A 17,102-nucleotide genomic window follows, 5' to 3' on the forward strand; every position below is an offset into this window, starting at 1 on the left:
CCAACCTGGATGAGCTTTGGCTGGAAATCAATATTCCCCAGGAACATATCAGCGAAATTAAAATCGGCGATAAAGTGCAGGTGGAAAACGGTCTAGCTGATGCAGAAATCAAGGTATTAGGCCAAAGCGTCAATCCTGAAAACAAGGCAATACTTGTGAGGGCAGTTATCAAAGACAATTCATCTTCAGTCAGAGTTGGTCAAAAAGTGACCATTCAGCACATGCAATCTAGCGATGCCGTCACTTATAAACTGCCTGATGCTGCCATTGCCCAGCATGAAGGCAAAACCGACGTTTTTATCAGGGAAAAGGACGGCTTCAAGGTTAGCGAAGTCAATGTACTGGGCAAACAAACCGACGGTTCTTGCCGTTAAGTTAAGATATAAACTCCCTCTCCCTCTGGAGAGGGCTTTTAGAGTTTCGCGCCGCATAGTACTATAAATCTAACTTATCTTCCCATGACATTGCTTAAACTTCTTCCCTGATCCACAAGGGCAAGGATCGTTACGGCCTACCTTATTGCTTTCCCTTACGAAAGGTTGGGTCGGTGTGACTGGCTTTTCTTCAAAAGCCGCTTCCGGGTCATACTCACCTAAGGCGGATACCTCAGCATGTTCAAAGTGCATTTCCCTGGGGGCTTGCATTTGTTCGTCCATTGCCTGGATGTCTTCTTCTTGCCGGACTTGCACCCGGAACAGGATTCGGGTGACTTCGTACTTGATGTGGTCGAGTAGGCTGGTGAACATTTCGAAGGCTTCGCGTTTGTATTCCTGCTTGGGATCTTTTTGCGCGTAGCCTCTAAGGTGTATCCCCTTCCGAAGATAATCCATTGCAGTCAGGTGTTCTTTCCAACTGTTGTCCAAGACTTGCAGCATGACGGATTTTTCAAAGTGGCGCATGACTTCCGAGGTCATTTGCTGCTCCTTGTGGTTATACAGTTGCCCCAGAATATCAAGGATACGGGTACGCAAAGCCGATTCTTGCAGATTCTTGTCCTGATCGAGCATTTTTTTAATTGGAACTTCGGTATTGAATTCCTGGTACAAATGATCTTCAAGCCCCTTGATATTCCACTGTTCTTCCATGCTTCTTGGCGGTATATACTGGGTGATTAGGTTATTCACCACATCTTTGCGAATTTCGACGATGATGTCGGAAATATCCTTGGCTTCCATTAGCTCATTACGCTGCGCGTAGACCACTTTACGCTGGTCATTGGCAACATCATCATAAGCGAGGATTTCTTTACGAATATCAAAGTTACGATTTTCCACCTTGCGCTGGGCATTTTCGATTGAGCGGGTAACCCAGGGATGTTCTATCGCCTCACCATTACCCATGCCTAGTTTTTGCATCAAGCCGGCAACTCGGTCGGAGGCAAAAATACGCATCAGATCATCTTGCAACGCTAGGTAAAAGCGCGAGGAACCCGGATCGCCCTGACGACCCGAACGACCCCGTAACTGATTGTCGATACGTCGGGATTCATGGCGCTCGGAACCGATCACATGCAAGCCGCCTGAGGCAACAACTTGTTTATGGCGTTCCAGCCAGGCATCTTTGACCTTATCCTTGTCAGCATCACTGGCATCAGGGCCTAACGCCACCAATTCAGCGTCCAGGTTGCCGCCTAACACAATATCGGTGCCTCGACCGGCCATATTGGTGGCTATCGTCACCGCGCTGGGCATACCGGCCTGTTGGACAATATGCGCCTCACGTTCGTGCTGCTTGGCATTGAGCACCTCATGGGTAACACCCAGTTTTTTAAGCAAAACCGATACTCGTTCAGAATTCTCGATGGAGGTTGTACCCACTAGAACTGGCTGTCCACGTTGAACGCATTGCTTAATGTCTTCTGCTACAGCGTTATATTTTTCGTCGGCTGTCAAATAAACCATATCGCCCAAATCATTGCGGATCATGGGGCGGTGCGTAGGTATGACGACAACCTCAAGCCCATAAATCTTGTTCAATTCGAATGCTTCGGTATCTGCCGTACCGGTCATGCCGGACAGTTTGTCGTACAAGCGGAAATAGTTTTGGAAGGTAATCGAGGCCATCGTCTGGTTTTCATTTTGTATGGTGACGTGTTCTTTCGCTTCAATGGCTTGATGCAAACCCTCTGACCAACGCCGCCCCGGCATAATACGACCGGTAAATTCGTCAACAATAATGACTTGATTGTTTTGTACTATGTAATCAACGTCCCTTTTGAATAACGTGTGTCCGCGCAAGGAAGCGCTTAAATAGTGCATCAAGCGGATATTGGAGGCATCGTACAAACTGCTGCCTTCCGTCATCAATCCGTGCTCCACCATCAAGTGTTCCACATGCTCATGGCCTTTCTCGGTCAAATAGGCTTGCCGTTCTTTCTCGTCCACCCAGTAATCGCCGTTGCCCTGCTCTTTTTCCTGCCGGGCCAGAAAAGGGATTATGGCATTGGCTTTAATGTAAACTTCGGTGCTTTCTTCTGTGGGCCCGGAAATAATGAGCGGTGTTCTTGCCTCATCAATCAGGATGGAATCGACCTCATCGACAATGGCAAAATTCAACCCGCGCTGGACTTTTTGCTCTAGGTTGAAGGCCATGTTGTCGCGCAAATAATCGAACCCGAACTCATTGTTGGTGCCGTAAGTGATGTCTGCCGCGTATGAAACCTGCCGCTCATGGTGTTCCATCTGGCTGATGATGACATCGGTGGTCATACCAAGAAAACCGTACACCCTGCCCATCCATTCGGAATCGCGTTTAGCCAGGTAGTCGTTAACAGTGACGACGTGAACGCCATTTCCAGGTAAGGCATTTAGATAGGCCGCTAACGTGGCCATCAGGGTTTTGCCCTCACCGGTTTTCATTTCGGCGATTTTGCCGTCATTAAGGATCATGCCGCCGATCAATTGCACATCAAAATGGCGCATTCCGAAGACACGCGAGGAGGCTTCCCTGACTGCGGCAAAGGCCTCTGGAATCAGGTTTTCGAGCTTTTCGCCTTTACTCAAACGATTGCGAAACTCTTGGGTTTTGGCTTTTAATGCGTCATCAGAGAGTTTTTCATATTCTGAGCTTAAGGCATTAATCCTTTTGACCAGCTTCCTCTTTTTCTTAACAAGCCTGTCGTTGCGGCTTCCAAAAATTAATCTAACCAGCTTGCTCAGCATATCTATTTCCGACGAGGGTATAGTTGAATCAAACCGCTAATTATATACTGTCTGGCCTATTAGGTACAAAAAACAGGCGCTATCCTAATAGCAATGGCGGCTGTTATTCCAAATGTATTGTTTAGTTTTAGATACGGGGAAAGGACATTCTTTAGGCGTTAGCTCTATATTCAACCTATTTGAATTTATAATCTTACGAACGATAATCAAATAATTAAACCACCAAACTAAAACAACCTAATGCAAAAATTACCTGTGAATAAATTACTTCTGAAGCTTGTTTTTTGGTTTTACTTGGCGTTTGCTCAGTTTTCTTGTCGCCTTATCGTGACACGATCGCGCTGAAGCCCATATCACAAATCGCAAACTCTGATTTAACAGGCTTAGATAACCTCAAGAAAGCTTTTGAAAATCAACAAAGTAATTTCCAGGTAAAACAGACAGGGCGGATAGTAAAAATGCTACGGGATGACAATCATAAGCCAAGACATCAGCACTTTCTAATCCAACTGGATTCCCCTTATTACCTATAATATTGACCTAGTGCCTAGGGTTGAGGGCTTGAAAGTAGGGGCGCTTATTGATTTTTATGGGGAATACGAATGGAATAAAAAGGGCGGAGTTGTCCATTGGACGCACCATGACCCGAAAAGATTACACCCTAACGGATGACTACATTATGATAGCCGTAAGTATGATTGATTGCGGGATTTGCCGTCGTAAAACATGTAACCATAGCCCCACCACAACAGAGTGGCTGGGCTATAGCCCATTGATTTGATTAGGCGAGAGTGACTTCTTCTGCCTGTGGGCCTTTTTGCCCTTGGGTGATAGTAAATTTTACCTTTTGGCCTTCATCCAGAGATTTAAAGCCACCACCGCTTATATTACGGTAATGGACAAAAACGTCTGGCCCACTTTCTTGTTGAATAAAACCAAAACCTTTCTCTGCGTTAAACCATTTAACAGTACCAGTAGTCATTTGTGATCCTTTTGTGTATAGAGTAATTAAAGCCGTGTGGCTGATGGAGCGGGAAATATGAAAATTACTTAATGATAAACAGGACGAGTAAAACTGATAAACTTCGTAGAGATAAGCATAGCGGTAAATCAATTTCTAGCTGTGTGTATTATAGAGATATAAAGATACAATGTCAATGCTTAAACCACAGCCCTTGCTGTACATTATTCGACAGCAACAGGAGCGTCTTCCTAGGCATGTAAAAGATTGGATGGGATATTTCCATCAAATTAGATTTATGCCCTTAGCAAATTCGGCTATGATCTCTAACACAAGTAATAACTCACTTCGAATAGTATGGCACAAAACGCACAGCCGCTTAAGCCAGTTTTAGCTTATCCGAACAAAACGATTGCCCAGCTTTGTCTGCAAATTAATCAACAATTAACTACCCTTGAACACATTAAAGCGGTTTTACCAAAAGATTTGGCTAATCACGCTTTTCACTGCGTCTTCAATAACAAAAAGCTGCTTATTTACACGGATTCAGCCATTTGGGCTACCCAATTACGTTTTTATGGCAAAACAATGCTAACCGCAATTGGATCCGCTACCTCAGCACCTGTATCCGTGTTACAGGTTAAAGTCATTAGCATACCCGCAACTGCAACTACCAGCCCGAAACGTAGGCCCGTTACCCCTCCACAGAAAGTGGCCGATGAAATACGGAACAACAGCCTCATGGCCACAGACCCACTTAAACAAGCGCTGGATAAACTCAGTTCAACACTCGGACGGTTGCAAAGCGGAAGCAACTAGTCTTTAAGCAGCTGACCGAGGCGATTCGGCAGACTGCATAAAAGAAATCGGCGCTTGTCCCTCATCGTCAAAAGTGATCTTTTCCCAAGCGTCAGTATCGGCCAATAAGGTCCGAAGCAACTTATTGTTTAGGCCATGGCCTGATTTGTAGCCCGTAAATTGACCTATTAAGCTGTGTCCTAAAAGATAAAGGTCACCGATAGCATCAAGAATTTTGTGCTTAACGAATTCGTCAGCGTAGCGCAAGCCGTCTTCATTGAGGACTTTACTCTCATCAACCACGATAGCATTATCGAGACTGCCTCCCAAAGCGAGATTGTTTTGCCTGAGTGTCTCAATATCCCTCATAAAACCAAAAGTCCTGGCCCTACTGACTTCTTTCACAAAGGTGGTCGATGAAAAATCCATCGTAGCCGTCTTTACATTCTCTTCAAAAGCTGGGTGCTCAAAATCAATAGTGAACGTTACCTTGAAACCATCAAATGGCTCAAAGGTTGCCCATTTATCGCCGTCTTCGACCCTTACGCTGTGTTTTATGCGGATATATTGTTTAGGACTATCCTGCTCTTCAACACCTGCCGACTGCAGCAAAAACACAAAAGGCCCGGCACTCCCATCCATAATGGGAACCTCGGCGGCGCTGACATCAATAATCGCATTATCGATGCCTAGCCCCGCAAAGGCAGAGAGCAAATGTTCTATCGTCGAAATTTTTGTACTACCGGCAACTAGGGTAGTGGAGAGCACAGTTTCACCCACATTACCAGGCGTTGCCTGGATAGTGACCGGGTATTCCAAATCCACGCGACGAAACCTGATTCCTGTATTGGGCTCTGCCGGACGTAAGGTCAAGTAGACCTTATCGCCGGTATGAAGCCCTACACCTGTCGCCCTAATCGTATTTTTTAAGGTTCGCTGTTTGATCATATTGTAAGCCCTGTTAAGTGAGGCAAAAGCGCCATTCTATCACAATCAGCCCCCAACATTGAGGCTAGGGAGGCAAACGACTAGTCTGCTTGCCGTCTTAAAAAAGCCGGAATATCCAGATAATCCAAATCCATCTCTTTCTTTGGTTGGGCACCAAAACGTGTTTCCCTGGTTTCAGGCTTGTTTTGGCGCATGATTGTCGGCTTATCCAGTACTCCATAGTTTAGCTCACCTGCGGCTGCTTTTTGCATCAATTTATCGGTTGTCCTGATAATTTGTGCGCGGGGCAAGCCCATGCCAGTGGCCACAACAGTCACTTTGATTTCATCGCCTAGCGACGAGTCAATGGCCGTGCCGATTTTAATGACGGCATCTTCTGCGGCGAATTCATGGACAATATTGCCGACCTCATTAAACTCAGCAATACCCATATCGGCAGCAGAAATATTGACCAAAATACCACGCGCACCTTGTAAGTTGATGTCTTCCAATAGTGGGCAGGCGATAGCTTTTTCCGCCGCTTCCCGTGCGCGGTTTTCCCCTTTAGCTGCACCTGTGCCCATAATTGCAGCGCCCATGCCTGACATGACCGTCCTGACATCGGCAAAATCGACATTAATTATGCCGGGATGGACAATGAGATCGGTAATCCCCTGAACGGCATCCAGTAAAACGTCATTCGCCGCTTTAAACGCATTAAGCAAGGAAGCATTTTTTCCTAACACCGGCAATAATTTCTCATTGGGTATGGTGATAACTGAATCAACATACTTTTCAAGCTCAGCAATTCCTTGTTCGGCTACAGCCAACTTCTTTTTACCTTCAAATGAGAAGGGCTTGGTAACAACAGCGACTGTCAATATACCCATCTCCCTGGCAATTTCAGCAATCACTGGAATTGCCCCGGTACCGGTGCCACCACCCATGCCAGCAGTCAAAAACACCATATCCGCACCTGTGATCACTTCCTTGATGCGATCCTTGTTTTCTTCCGCAGCCTTCTTGCCGACCTCTGGGTCTGTCCCGGCGCCTAAACCTTTAGTCAGCTCAACTCCCAACTGAATAATAGTGCTGGTATTCAATTTTCTGAGCGCCTGTGCATCTGTGTTCGCACAGATGAACTCAACACCCTCAATGTGGCAATCGACCATGTGATTGACTGCATTGCCACCACCGCCACCAACACCGATAACCTTGATTACCGCATTTTCACTGCACTCCATTAATTCGTATTTCATAATGACTACCTCTAGTAAGACTTGCTATTAATTAAAAATTACCCTGAAACCAACTTTTCACTTTTGCAAAAAAACCTAAACCCTCTGGATCAATACTCCTGATACCGCCTTGGTGTTCCTTCCCATACATTAACAATCCGACCCCAGTAGAGTGGATCGGATTTTTTACCACTTCTGTCAATCCGCTGACATTTTGTGGCACACCCATACGCACCGGCATATGGAAAATTTCTTCCGCTAGCTCTATCAATCCCCTGACCTTTGAGCTACCGCCGGTTATCACAATTCCGGCAGCAATTAATTCTTCATAACCGCTGCGCCTTAGCTCTGACTGCACCAGCAACATGAGTTCTTCGTACCGGGGCTCGATAATCTCGGCCAAATTTTGCGTGGAAATTTTGCGTGGCGGCCGGTCGCCGATACTGGGCACCTCAATAACCCCATCAACGCTGGCTAACTGGGTTAAGGCACAAGCGTATTTGCGCTTAATTTCCTCAGCATTAACCGTAGGTGTCCGTAAAGCTACGGCAATATCGTTAGTTACCTGATCGCCAGCTATGGGTATAACGGCGGTATGCTTAATGGCACCCTCGGCAAAAATTGCGATATCCGTGGTGCCTCCGCCGATGTCTATCAAACAGACGCCCAGTTCTTTCTCATCTTCCGTTAGCACCGAATTACAGGATGCCAATTGTTCCAGCACGATGTCTTCAACCTCCAGGCCGCAACGCCGGATACATTTGATGATATTTTGTGACGCGCTGACACTACCAGTCACCATGTGAACCCTGGCTTCCAGGCGTATACCCGACATGCCGATAGGTTCCTTGATGCCATCCTGCAAGTCGATAATAAATTCCTGCGGCAGAATGTGCAGAATCTTCTGGTCTGCCGGGACGGCTACCGCACGCGCGGAATCAATCACCCGGTCGATATCGTACTGGGTGACTTCTTTATCCTTTATAGCCACGACTCCATGAGAATTGAGGCTTCGGATATGGCTGCCGGCTATGCCTGCAAATACCGATTTAATCTGACATCCTGCCATTAATTCTGCTTCCTCGATGGCGCGCTGAATGGATTGCACTGTTGATTCCAGATTGACCACCACGCCTTTTTTCAGCCCGCGGGACACCGTTGAGCCTATCCCTATGACTTCTATGTGTCCTTCGCTAGATAGTTCACCCACAATTGCGGCGACTTTGGAAGTGCCTATGTCAAGTCCGACTATTAAATTACGCTCTGTTTTTTTCGCCATATTATTTACTCTGTGTCGTCTTCATTTTGACAATCTACCTTTTTTCCTGGACTTGCGGCTGTCCCCAGTCTATCGCTTCTATGCCGGGCTTCCATGACACCGCATAACCATTTGGGTAGCGCAAATCAACTAACGCCATAGCAGCGATTTTCTCTTGCCCTAAAATAGGCAAGGTATCCAAAAACCGCTGTAATTTTTTTAATTGCCCCGTTCGTCCTAATAATATTTCCAAGCCTGTTTTTAACTTGATTTCCCAAGCCTCCCGGCCGTTAACCTTAAATTCGGCCAATTCCAGGGCTTGGTCTTCCAATGCTGTTTTCACGCCCTTCATAATCTCCAATGTTTTAGCTTCCTGCTGCTTGGGTCCTTCCAACAACAGCAAGGATTGAAATCGGTCTACGTTATTTGGTGTAAACAATTCACCATACTCAGTCAGCAAGCCATTTTGTCCCCAACGCACATAAGCTTTACGTTCATGGACCTTGATATCGATGGTATCCGGCCAGACCCGCTCAACGGTTGCATTTTTTACCCAAGACAACTTAGTGACGGTCGTATGAATTTTCTGCATATCCGCATCAAAAATACTGGCCGTCACCAAAGGCATCAGCGCCGTTTTTATTTCTTCTTTGCTAAGGTACTGAAAAACTCCTTCGGTTCTCACATACCGGATAGGCAAAGACTCAGTTACCTTGTCGCTGACAACCTCTTGCCTCAATCCCCAAACCGCAAACACCAAAAGAGCAAAGGTCAACAGTGTTCTTACAGCTTGCATATCTCACGCCCGGCAACTGGTTTCCAGTATTCGCCACACCAGTTCATCAAATCCGATACCCACTTGTTTGGCCGCCATCGGCACCAGACTATGGTCAGTCATACCCGGCACGGTGTTTACCTCAATCAGTTGGGATTGTCCTGATTCATCAATGAACACATCTACCCTGGCCCAGCCTTCAACGCCGACTACCTCAGCAGCCTTGACCGCTAACTGTTGCAATTGTTGTTCCTGACTGTCGCTTAATCCACAAGGACAGTGGTATTGGGTTGTCGTGGCATTGTATTTGGCTTCGTAGTCATAGAAAGCATTCGGCGTTTCCAGGCGAATAACTGGCAAGGCCTGACCATCCAACAATCCAACCGTATATTCCTTGCCTACCACCCAGGATTCTGCATAAACATCGCAGCCGTATTCAGCCGCCACTTGTAAGGCCTTCACCAGTTCGTCCCTGTCATTGGCTTTGCTCATGCCGATACTGGAACCTTCTTGGGCCGGTTTGACGATGACCGGAAAGCCCAGTTTTTCTATACAACCATCCAAATCATCGGTGCTCTTTAGCACATACCACTTGGGTGTAGCCAAGCCATAACCCAACCAGCACAATTTGGTACGTAACTTGTCCATACTTAAGGCTGAGGCCATAACACCACTGCCGGTATAGGGAATACCCAGTACTTCAAGCACAGCCTGCAGAACGCCATCTTCCCCACCTCGTCCATGAATAATGTTGAATACCCGGTCAACCTTATGAGCCGCTAGCGCTTCGATAGGACTACCCGTTACATCAACGGCAACAGCATCTACGCCCTTATTCTTTAGTGCCTCAAATACCGCCGCACCACTTTTTAATGAGACTTTCCGTTCAGCGGCAGACCCACCCATCAATACCGCTACACACCCAAATTCTTCCGGTTTGCTAATCACTCTCTTGCCTCACCTATCACACACACTTCTGTTTGTAACTCAACACCATGAATATATTGAACCTTTCTCTGGACATATTTAATCAGGTTTTCTATATCTGCCGCTGTTGCAGCGTCGGCGTTAACAATAAAATTTGCATGTTTTTCCGATACAGAAGCACCGCCTATGCTGTAACCTTTCAATCTTGTTGCCTCGATTAACCTGGCCGCAAAATCGCCTTCTGGATTTTTGAAGACTGAGCCACAACTTGGTTGGTTAGTCGGCTGCGTTTTTGCCCTTTTATCCAATAAGCTTTTAATTTTCTGGATGCTGGCTTTGGAATCTCCTGGCTCTAACGCCAAAATTCCCGATAGGAACCATTCCTTGTCCATACTTTTGACAGAACGGTAACTGACCGCAAACTGCTTGGGATCCCTCAAAGTGACTTCGCCTCTCGAATTCAGCATTTCCACGCTTTTAACGATACGCCATGTTTCACCGCCGAATGCACCCGAATTCATTTTCAAGGCTCCCCCCATCGTTCCCGGGATTCCTGCCAAAAACTCAGCGTCGGCCAAGCCCTGATCTGCACAGAAGCGAGCCACATGTGCACAGGGGACTCCAGCTTCCACATAGACCGCCCCGTCCTCACCTATCCGCATCTCTTTTAACCGCCCTTTAGTATTAATCACAGTCCCTCGTATACCACCGTCCCTTATCAATAGGTTGCTGCCAAGTCCCATCCAAAATACCGGCTCGTTATCCGGCAAACTTTTGATAAATTCACACAAGTCTTGTTTGTCAAACGGCAAATAAAGCCGGTCTGCCGTCCCGCCTACGCGCCAGCTCGTGTATTTGGCCAGGGTTTCATTGCTTAACAAACGGCCTTTCAATTCAGTCATTACCCTGACCGCCCAAAGTTGATAATTCTTTTGCCAGCAGCTCCGGCAACTGCGCGGCGATCTGCCCCACATTACCGGCACCCACGGTTAAAATCACATCATCCTTTTTGACTATTCCAACCAACACGGCTGCCAATTCTTCCCAGTCTTCCAGAAAGACCGGATCAACCTTGCCACGCGTACGTATTGCCCGACTCAACGCCCTACCATCTGCGCGTGGAATGACAGCTTCCCCAGCCGAGTAAACATCCATCAAAATAAGGACATCCACAGTGGAAAGCACATGCACAAAATCTTCAAATAAATCGCGGGTACGGGTATAGCGATGGGGCTGAAATATGACAATCGCACGCCTATCCGGACAAGCCTGGCGCAAGGCTTCAAATGTTGCTGCAAGCTCACGGGGATGATGTCCGTAGTCATCAACAAAGGTCAGCTTGCCCTTATTGAAAGGCAGGTCGCCGTTGACCTGAAAACGTCTGCCGACCCCCCTGAAAGCAGCTAAACTCTTGGTGATGGCTTCATCGGCAACCTCCAGCTTGGTAGCCACAGCAATAGCCGCAAGCGCATTGAGCATGTTGTGCCAGCCGGGCATATTTAAAGTGACTTGCAATTTGGTTTGCTTTCCCTTTCGAACCACATCAAATGAGGTGTGCATTCCTGCTTGCCTTACATTTTCAGCGCGTACATCAGCATCTTGATGGACTCCGTAGGTTGTTACCGGTTTTGATATGTCCGGCAATACTTCCCTAACACCCACATCATCAATACACATAACCGCCAAGCCATAAAACGGCAAGTGATGGAGGAATTCTATGAAGGTATCTTTTAAGCGCTGGTAATTATTCTGGTAGGTTGCCATGTGGTCTTGGTCGATGTTGGTGACTATCGCAATCATCGGCTGCAAATACAGGAATGAAGCGTCGCTCTCGTCAGCCTCTGCAACTAGGTAATTCCCCAAGCCCAACTTGGCATTAACGCCAGCGCTATTCAAACGACCGCCGATCACGTAGGTGGGATCCAGTCCGCCTTCGGCAAGCATGGAAACGGTCAGGCTGGTGGTTGTGGTTTTACCGTGCGTTCCCGCAACGGCAATACCAAACCTGAAACGCATCAACTCTGCCAGCATTTCAGCGCGGGGAATGACGGGTATCCTGTTCAAATAGGCTTCATTTACTTCATCATTGCTGCGGTCAATAGCGCTGGAAACCACCACCACATCAGCTTGTTTAATGTTTTCCCGCTTATGGCCTATCGCTATCATCACACCTAGATCAACCAGCCTTTGGGTAACCGCACTTTCTTTAATGTCAGACCCTGATACGGTGTAGCCCAGGTTAAACAAAACCTCGGCTATGCCGCACATACCTGTACCGCCAATACCGACAAAATGTATCCAGTTGATATTGCCAAACACTCGTTTCGGCTCTAATAAGGGAGAAGCAATCATCTGCCGGCCTCACTGATACAAAACTGTGCTACAGCTTCCGTTGCATTCATACGTGCGCATTGTTTTGCTGCTTTAGCCATCATCTCAAGCTGCTGTTGGGCTTTCGTGATTAGTTCGATCAAGGTTGTTGCATTCAAATTTTTTTGGAGCAGTACCAAGCCAGCGCCCGCATCGGATAAATAGTGAGCATTAGCCATTTGATGATCGTCAATCGCATTCGGAAGCGGAATTAAAATGGCTGGCAAACCCATTGCCGCAACTTCGCTCACCGTCATCGCACCGGCACGGCAGATAATGATGTCTGCCCACTGATAGGCTGATACCATATCTTGTATAAAAGCAGTCGCTTCTGCCTTCACACCCAAAGCTTGATAACGCTTGGCAATCTGTTCCTGCATAGCTGTACCCGTTTGGTGCCTTACTTCTATTTCTTGCAATTTTGCCAGCGCATCGGGGATGACTTCATTCAAAACTTGTGCACCCTGGCTACCGCCGATGATTAATAGCCGTAAATCCCGCCCTTGAACCGTACCTTTTGCGTCTGGCAAATTTTGGAACTGCCTACGCAGCGGATTACCTGTACATTTGGCATTGGCTTCTTTTTTGAAACTATTCGGAAACGCTTCCAGCACCTGATTAGCGAGCTTTGCCAGCAGCCTGTTGGTGGTGCCAGGAATGCGATTCTGCTCGTGGATAACCAGTGGTATCCTTAATATCTTCGCCATCAAACCACCGGGCCCTGCAACAAAGCCGCCCATCCCAAGCACCACATCCGGTTTGCGTCGCCGCAAAATTGCCAATGCTTGCCCGCAGGCCGTTATCAATTTGAAGCCCGATGCCAACTTCGAAAGCAAGCCTTTTCCGCGCACCCCAGCCACTGACAGCCAGTCTATTTCAATGCCATGTTCAGGAACGACTTTGCTTTCCAGCCCTTTATGCGTACCCAGCCAACTGACTTCCCAATCCTTTTCGATAAACCATAGTGCAACAGCCAACGCCGGAAACACATGCCCCCCTGTTCCGCCAGCCATAATGACTATGCGCTTACTCATGTTGACCTTTCTTTGGGTGTTTGTACGTTAAGCGCCACTGTTTCACTATGTACCTTAAATAACAACGCAAGTGCGCAGCACATGACTATCATGCTGCTACCGCCATAACTCATTAACGGCAAAGTCAAACCTTTGGTAGGTAGAATCCCCATATTGACACCCATATTGACGAATGACTGGAAACCAAGCCACACGCCTAAACCATAGGCGACAAAAGCAGAAAATCGTTGTCCTTCCTGCTCTGCGGCTACCGCCACTGTAAAAGTGCGCCATATCAATAAGGTGTATAGAACAATGACAGTGACCACACCAAGCAATCCTAATTCCTCTCCTATGACTGAAAACAGAAAATCGGTATGGGCTTCCGGTAAATAAAATAACTTTTGGATGCCGCTGCCCAGGCCCACGCCCAACCATTCACCCCGTCCAAAAGCGATAAGCGCTTGGGTAAGCTGATAGCCCTCCTTTTGTTGATACTTAAACGGATCAATAAAGCTGAGCAACCTGGCTATGCGGTAATCTTCCTTGAGAGCCACGATCACCCCCAACACCACTAACACAGACAACAAGCTTATGAATTGCGCCAGTCTTGCCCCACCCAAGAACATGGCACCCATAGCAATCATCATAATCACCACGGCTGAACCATAGTCCGGTTCCCGCAACAACAATACGCAAGCGACAGAAAACAACAGTAACGGCTTGATAATGCCGTACGACGATCCCTGTAAGTTATCCTGATGCCGAGTTACGTAACCCGCCATATAAATCACCGCAAATAACTTCACCACCTCCGATACTTGTATTCGGATTCCACCTATTGATAGCCAACGTAGGGCACCGTTAACCCTTACACCTAAGCCTGGAATAAACACAATCACCAGCAAAAACAAACCTGCGATGAACAACCCGGGGCCGATCTTTTCCCAGCTTTCCATTGGAATCCTGGTAACACCTGCTGCCAGACCTAGCCCCAAAACGATATGGGCTAACTGCTTGGCAGGGTAATGGAAGCTATCTTGTTTCAATTCCAGACCCAGGTGTAATGAAGATGATGCCACCATGACATAACCTATAAACAACAGGCTGACAGTCACGGCAACCAACAATGGGTCGAAGTGGAATTTTTGCTTTTGCAAATTAGTTCGCCCGTTCATACTACTGCCCTAGGCGCTGGAAATGCCATAGAAGTATCGCGCTCAAGCAACCCCAATACGGCTTCAGTAAATTTATCGCCACGATCCTGATAATTTTTGTATTGATCAAGACTGGCACAGGCTGGTGACAACAATACACACTCTCCGGCAGTTGCTATGCTTGCGGCAATGTTTACTGCTTGCCGCATGTCTGCCGCCATATACACAGGCACACAACCGTTGAGGGCTTGCTCTATTAGTCCGGCATCTTTTCCCATCAGCACGACACTTTTTGCTTTCGCCCTGACTACCGGCACCAACTCATTCATATCAGCGCCTTTCGCATCCCCGCCAGCAATCAGGATGACTTTCTGATCATTGCCTTGCAATGCCGCGACACAAGCGCCGATATTGGTTGCTTTGGAATCATTCACCCACACAACACCCCGAATTTCAGCTACCCGCTGCATTCTATGCGCCAGCCCTTTAAATGCTTTGAGTGCTTTGCACATAGCCTGTTCGTCCAATCCGACAGCCACACCTAATGCCATCGCAGCCAACGCGTTAGCGGCATTATGCCTACCTTCAAGCGGCAGTTCAGATAGTGGCAGTAAAGGTTTTTCAACGTGCATTAAATACTCAATACCCCTTTCTTTGGTTATCCAGAAATCGGCTTTTTTATGGATCGAAAAAGTAAAAGTACGCCTGTCTTCTTCCTGCATACCCGCCACGATTGGATCATCGGCATTGATTACCATGACTCCATCACCCATAAAGACACGCTGTTTTTGTTCCGCGTAATCTGCAACATTTGCGTGCCTGTCCAAGTGATCGGCGGTTACATTAAGTACCGTCGCAGCGGCTGCATTTAAAATGCTAGTCCTTTCCAGTTGAAAACTCGAAAGTTCCAGCACATAGTGTTCCGCCGGTTGCTCCAATAAGTCCAATACCGGTATGCCAAGATTTCCGCCTACACCTGCTTTGATTCCTGCAGCATCGGCCATTTCACCCAGCATCGTTGTCACGGTGCTTTTGCCGTTGGAACCGGTAATGGCAATAATCGGCGCATCGACGGAACAGGCAAACAGATCAATATCGCCGAGTACTTGTGTACCGTTACGGACGGCTTCTGCTATGGCTTTTTCATTTAACGAGATACCGGGGCTGACTATCAAGTGAGTCGCATTACTGAATGATGTCCCGTCAAATGCACCGGTAAACACAGCAATATTCCCTAATTCTTCCCGCAATTGTGTTATAGACGGTGGCTGCTCCCGACTATCGGCGATAACAAAATCAAACCCTAATGCCGCTAAATAACGCGCAACTGAGATACCTGTAACCCCAAGTCCGACGACCACTATTTTTGATGTCGGGGAATCCAAGCCTAGATAGGCTTTCAGTCGGTCTTTAATGGTTTTGGGATCCAGCCTCATCTTAGTTTTAAAGTTGCCAAACCGACCAATACCAAAATAAAGGTGATGATCCAGAACCGGACGATCACACGCGGTTCCGGCCAGCCCTTTAATTCAAAATGATGATGGATAGGTGCCATGCGGAATACCCGCTTGCCGGTCATTTTGTAGGAAGCCACCTGTATCATCACGGACAATGTTTCCATCACAAACACACCGCCCATAATGACCAAAACAATCTCCTGCCTCACCAATACGGCCAAAACACCTAAAGCGCCACCCAAGGCCAAGGCGCCAACATCACCCATGAACACCATTGCCGGATAGGTGTTGAACCATAAAAATCCGAGTCCAGATCCAATTAATGCCGCACAAAACACAATCAATTCACCGGCATTGGGTAAATAAGGAATGGCCAAGTATTCTGCGAATCCGACATGCCCAGAGAGATATGCAAAAATACCTAAACCCGCTGCGACCATGACGGTCGGCATGATGGCCAGACCATCCAACCCATCGGTCAAATTGACGGCATTGCTGGTACCGACAATAACAAAGTAACTGAGGATAACGTACATCCAGCCCATATCGAGCATCACATCTTTAAAGAAGGGAACGATAAACTGCGTTTCTGCCGGCAGTACGGCAGTTTTGTAAAGAAACACGACAGCCATAAAACCGATGATGGATTGCCAGAAATACTTGGTTTTTGCGGATAAGCCATCACTATTTCTCTTGACCACCTTACGGTAATCATCAATAAATCCGATGATGCCGAAACCCAAAGTAACCAATAAAATAACCCATATATAACGGTTGCCAAGATCAGCCCACATTAAGGTGCTAAAGGCGATTGCTATCAATATCAACGTGCCGCCCATCGTTGGCGTACCCGCTTTTTCGTAATGTGATTGTGGGCCTAACTCGCGGATACTTTGGCCGATTTTATTTCGGCTTAATTTTCTGATCATCACCGGGCCGATAATCAACGAAATTATCAATGAAGTTAGCGCACCTAAAATGGCCCGAAACGTCAGGTAATGAAAGACCCTGAAACCGCCTTCGAATGTCATTAAATAGTCTGCAAGGTAAAGTAACATGA

Annotated in this window: 16 protein-coding genes and 1 pseudogene; 4 read left to right on the forward strand and 13 right to left on the reverse strand. The window is 47.2% G+C overall.

All coding sequences use genetic code 11. The features are described from left to right. Nucleotides 1-374 (forward strand): annotated as a pseudogene (locus ACLQ6D_RS01640) (efflux RND transporter periplasmic adaptor subunit); the annotation flags it as partial. Between the two features lie 69 nt (nucleotides 375-443). Here the strand turns inward: ACLQ6D_RS01640 and secA are convergent. Continuing rightward, the gene (secA, locus tag ACLQ6D_RS01645; RefSeq protein WP_411725509.1) at nucleotides 444-3,161 is read right to left on the reverse strand and encodes a preprotein translocase subunit SecA; all 2,718 of its coding nucleotides are present in this window, start codon (nucleotides 3,159-3,161) and stop codon (nucleotides 444-446) included. A gap of 314 nt (nucleotides 3,162-3,475) precedes the next feature. Between secA and ACLQ6D_RS01650 the strand changes: the two genes are divergently transcribed. Together ACLQ6D_RS01650 and ACLQ6D_RS01655 are read left to right on the forward strand one after the other, a co-directional pair. Next, on the forward strand, nucleotides 3,476-3,694 hold the full coding sequence (locus ACLQ6D_RS01650) for a DUF3465 domain-containing protein (RefSeq protein ID WP_411725539.1): 219 nt from the start codon (nucleotides 3,476-3,478) through the stop codon (nucleotides 3,692-3,694). Then, nucleotides 3,684-3,833, forward strand: a complete 150-nt coding sequence (locus ACLQ6D_RS01655; RefSeq protein ID WP_411725540.1) for a DUF3465 domain-containing protein — start codon at nucleotides 3,684-3,686, stop codon at nucleotides 3,831-3,833. Before ACLQ6D_RS01650 ends, ACLQ6D_RS01655 begins: the two co-directional genes overlap by 11 nt. 109 nt (nucleotides 3,834-3,942) lie before the next feature. Here ACLQ6D_RS01655 and ACLQ6D_RS01660 read toward each other — a convergent pair whose 3' ends face one another. Then, entirely contained in the window at nucleotides 3,943-4,143 is a 201-nt protein-coding gene (locus ACLQ6D_RS01660; protein ID WP_411725510.1) for a cold-shock protein, read from the reverse strand. A 336-nt stretch (nucleotides 4,144-4,479) separates the two neighbouring features. On the opposite strand from ACLQ6D_RS01660, the gene ACLQ6D_RS01665 reads away from it, so the two are divergent. Continuing rightward, entirely contained in the window at nucleotides 4,480-4,941 is a 462-nt protein-coding gene (locus ACLQ6D_RS01665) for a DciA family protein (protein WP_411725511.1), read from the forward strand. Between the two features lie 3 nt (nucleotides 4,942-4,944). On the opposite strand, the gene lpxC is transcribed toward ACLQ6D_RS01665, so the two are convergent. The 11 genes from lpxC to mraY all read right to left on the reverse strand — a co-directional run bounded on the left by lpxC (nucleotide 4,945) and on the right by mraY (nucleotide 17,100). Continuing rightward, on the reverse strand, nucleotides 4,945-5,868 hold the full coding sequence (lpxC, locus tag ACLQ6D_RS01670; RefSeq protein ID WP_411725512.1) for a UDP-3-O-acyl-N-acetylglucosamine deacetylase: 924 nt from the start codon (nucleotides 5,866-5,868) through the stop codon (nucleotides 4,945-4,947). 80 nt (nucleotides 5,869-5,948) lie between these two features. Continuing rightward, entirely contained in the window at nucleotides 5,949-7,106 is a 1,158-nt protein-coding gene (gene ftsZ / locus ACLQ6D_RS01675) for a cell division protein FtsZ (protein WP_411725513.1), read from the reverse strand. 31 nt (nucleotides 7,107-7,137) lie between these two features. After that, on the reverse strand, nucleotides 7,138-8,364 hold the full coding sequence (gene ftsA / locus ACLQ6D_RS01680) for a cell division protein FtsA (RefSeq protein ID WP_411725514.1): 1,227 nt from the start codon (nucleotides 8,362-8,364) through the stop codon (nucleotides 7,138-7,140). Between the two features lie 34 nt (nucleotides 8,365-8,398). Continuing rightward, on the reverse strand, nucleotides 8,399-9,139 hold the full coding sequence (locus ACLQ6D_RS01685) for a cell division protein FtsQ/DivIB (RefSeq protein ID WP_411725516.1): 741 nt from the start codon (nucleotides 9,137-9,139) through the stop codon (nucleotides 8,399-8,401). A 3-nt stretch (nucleotides 9,140-9,142) separates the two neighbouring features. After that, on the reverse strand, nucleotides 9,143-10,066 hold the full coding sequence (locus tag ACLQ6D_RS01690; RefSeq protein ID WP_411725517.1) for a D-alanine--D-alanine ligase: 924 nt from the start codon (nucleotides 10,064-10,066) through the stop codon (nucleotides 9,143-9,145). Continuing rightward, nucleotides 10,063-10,947, reverse strand: a complete 885-nt coding sequence (murB, locus tag ACLQ6D_RS01695; protein ID WP_411725518.1) for a UDP-N-acetylmuramate dehydrogenase — start codon at nucleotides 10,945-10,947, stop codon at nucleotides 10,063-10,065. The genes ACLQ6D_RS01690 and murB overlap by 4 nt, the downstream gene beginning before the upstream one ends. After that, nucleotides 10,940-12,397, reverse strand: a complete 1,458-nt coding sequence (gene murC / locus ACLQ6D_RS01700) for a UDP-N-acetylmuramate--L-alanine ligase (protein ID WP_411725519.1) — start codon at nucleotides 12,395-12,397, stop codon at nucleotides 10,940-10,942. The genes murB and murC overlap by 8 nt, the downstream gene beginning before the upstream one ends. Beyond that, nucleotides 12,394-13,449 carry an undecaprenyldiphospho-muramoylpentapeptide beta-N-acetylglucosaminyltransferase gene (gene murG, locus ACLQ6D_RS01705; RefSeq protein WP_411725520.1) on the reverse strand — a complete coding sequence of 352 codons (1,056 nt, stop codon included), beginning with the start codon at nucleotides 13,447-13,449 and terminating at the stop codon, nucleotides 12,394-12,396. Before murG ends, murC begins: the two co-directional genes overlap by 4 nt. Then, entirely contained in the window at nucleotides 13,446-14,606 is a 1,161-nt protein-coding gene (gene ftsW / locus ACLQ6D_RS01710; RefSeq protein ID WP_411725521.1) for a putative lipid II flippase FtsW, read from the reverse strand. Before ftsW ends, murG begins: the two co-directional genes overlap by 4 nt. Then, entirely contained in the window at nucleotides 14,603-16,021 is a 1,419-nt protein-coding gene (murD, locus tag ACLQ6D_RS01715) for a UDP-N-acetylmuramoyl-L-alanine--D-glutamate ligase (protein ID WP_411725522.1), read from the reverse strand. Before murD ends, ftsW begins: the two co-directional genes overlap by 4 nt. Next, nucleotides 16,018-17,100 carry a phospho-N-acetylmuramoyl-pentapeptide-transferase gene (gene mraY, locus ACLQ6D_RS01720; protein WP_411725523.1) on the reverse strand — a complete coding sequence of 361 codons (1,083 nt, stop codon included), beginning with the start codon at nucleotides 17,098-17,100 and terminating at the stop codon, nucleotides 16,018-16,020. Before mraY ends, murD begins: the two co-directional genes overlap by 4 nt. Between the last annotated feature and the right edge of the window lie 2 nt (nucleotides 17,101-17,102).

The sequence above is a fragment of the Methyloglobulus sp. genome, from assembly GCF_046714055.1.
Taxonomy (GTDB): domain Bacteria; phylum Pseudomonadota; class Gammaproteobacteria; order Methylococcales; family Methylomonadaceae; genus Methyloglobulus.

Excerpts from the sequence above, each read along its gene's own strand:
- ACLQ6D_RS01660 (WP_411725510.1), bottom strand. The coding sequence starts at position 4,143 with ATGACTACTGGTACTGTTAAATGGTTTAACGCAGAGAAAGGTTTTGGT.
- lpxC (WP_411725512.1), bottom strand. The coding sequence starts at position 5,868 with ATGATCAAACAGCGAACCTTAAAAAATACGATTAGGGCGACAGGTGTA.
- secA (WP_411725509.1), bottom strand. The coding sequence starts at position 3,161 with ATGCTGAGCAAGCTGGTTAGATTAATTTTTGGAAGCCGCAACGACAGG.
- mraY (WP_411725523.1), bottom strand. The coding sequence starts at position 17,100 with ATGTTACTTTACCTTGCAGACTATTTAATGACATTCGAAGGCGGTTTC.
- ACLQ6D_RS01685 (WP_411725516.1), bottom strand. The coding sequence starts at position 9,139 with ATGCAAGCTGTAAGAACACTGTTGACCTTTGCTCTTTTGGTGTTTGCG.
- ftsZ (WP_411725513.1), bottom strand. The coding sequence starts at position 7,106 with ATGAAATACGAATTAATGGAGTGCAGTGAAAATGCGGTAATCAAGGTT.
- murC (WP_411725519.1), bottom strand. The coding sequence starts at position 12,397 with ATGATTGCTTCTCCCTTATTAGAGCCGAAACGAGTGTTTGGCAATATC.
- ftsA (WP_411725514.1), bottom strand. The coding sequence starts at position 8,364 with ATGGCGAAAAAAACAGAGCGTAATTTAATAGTCGGACTTGACATAGGC.
- ACLQ6D_RS01665 (WP_411725511.1), top strand. The coding sequence starts at position 4,480 with ATGGCACAAAACGCACAGCCGCTTAAGCCAGTTTTAGCTTATCCGAAC.
- murD (WP_411725522.1), bottom strand. The coding sequence starts at position 16,021 with ATGAGGCTGGATCCCAAAACCATTAAAGACCGACTGAAAGCCTATCTA.
- murG (WP_411725520.1), bottom strand. The coding sequence starts at position 13,449 with ATGAGTAAGCGCATAGTCATTATGGCTGGCGGAACAGGGGGGCATGTG.
- ftsW (WP_411725521.1), bottom strand. The coding sequence starts at position 14,606 with ATGAACGGGCGAACTAATTTGCAAAAGCAAAAATTCCACTTCGACCCA.
- murB (WP_411725518.1), bottom strand. The coding sequence starts at position 10,947 with ATGACTGAATTGAAAGGCCGTTTGTTAAGCAATGAAACCCTGGCCAAA.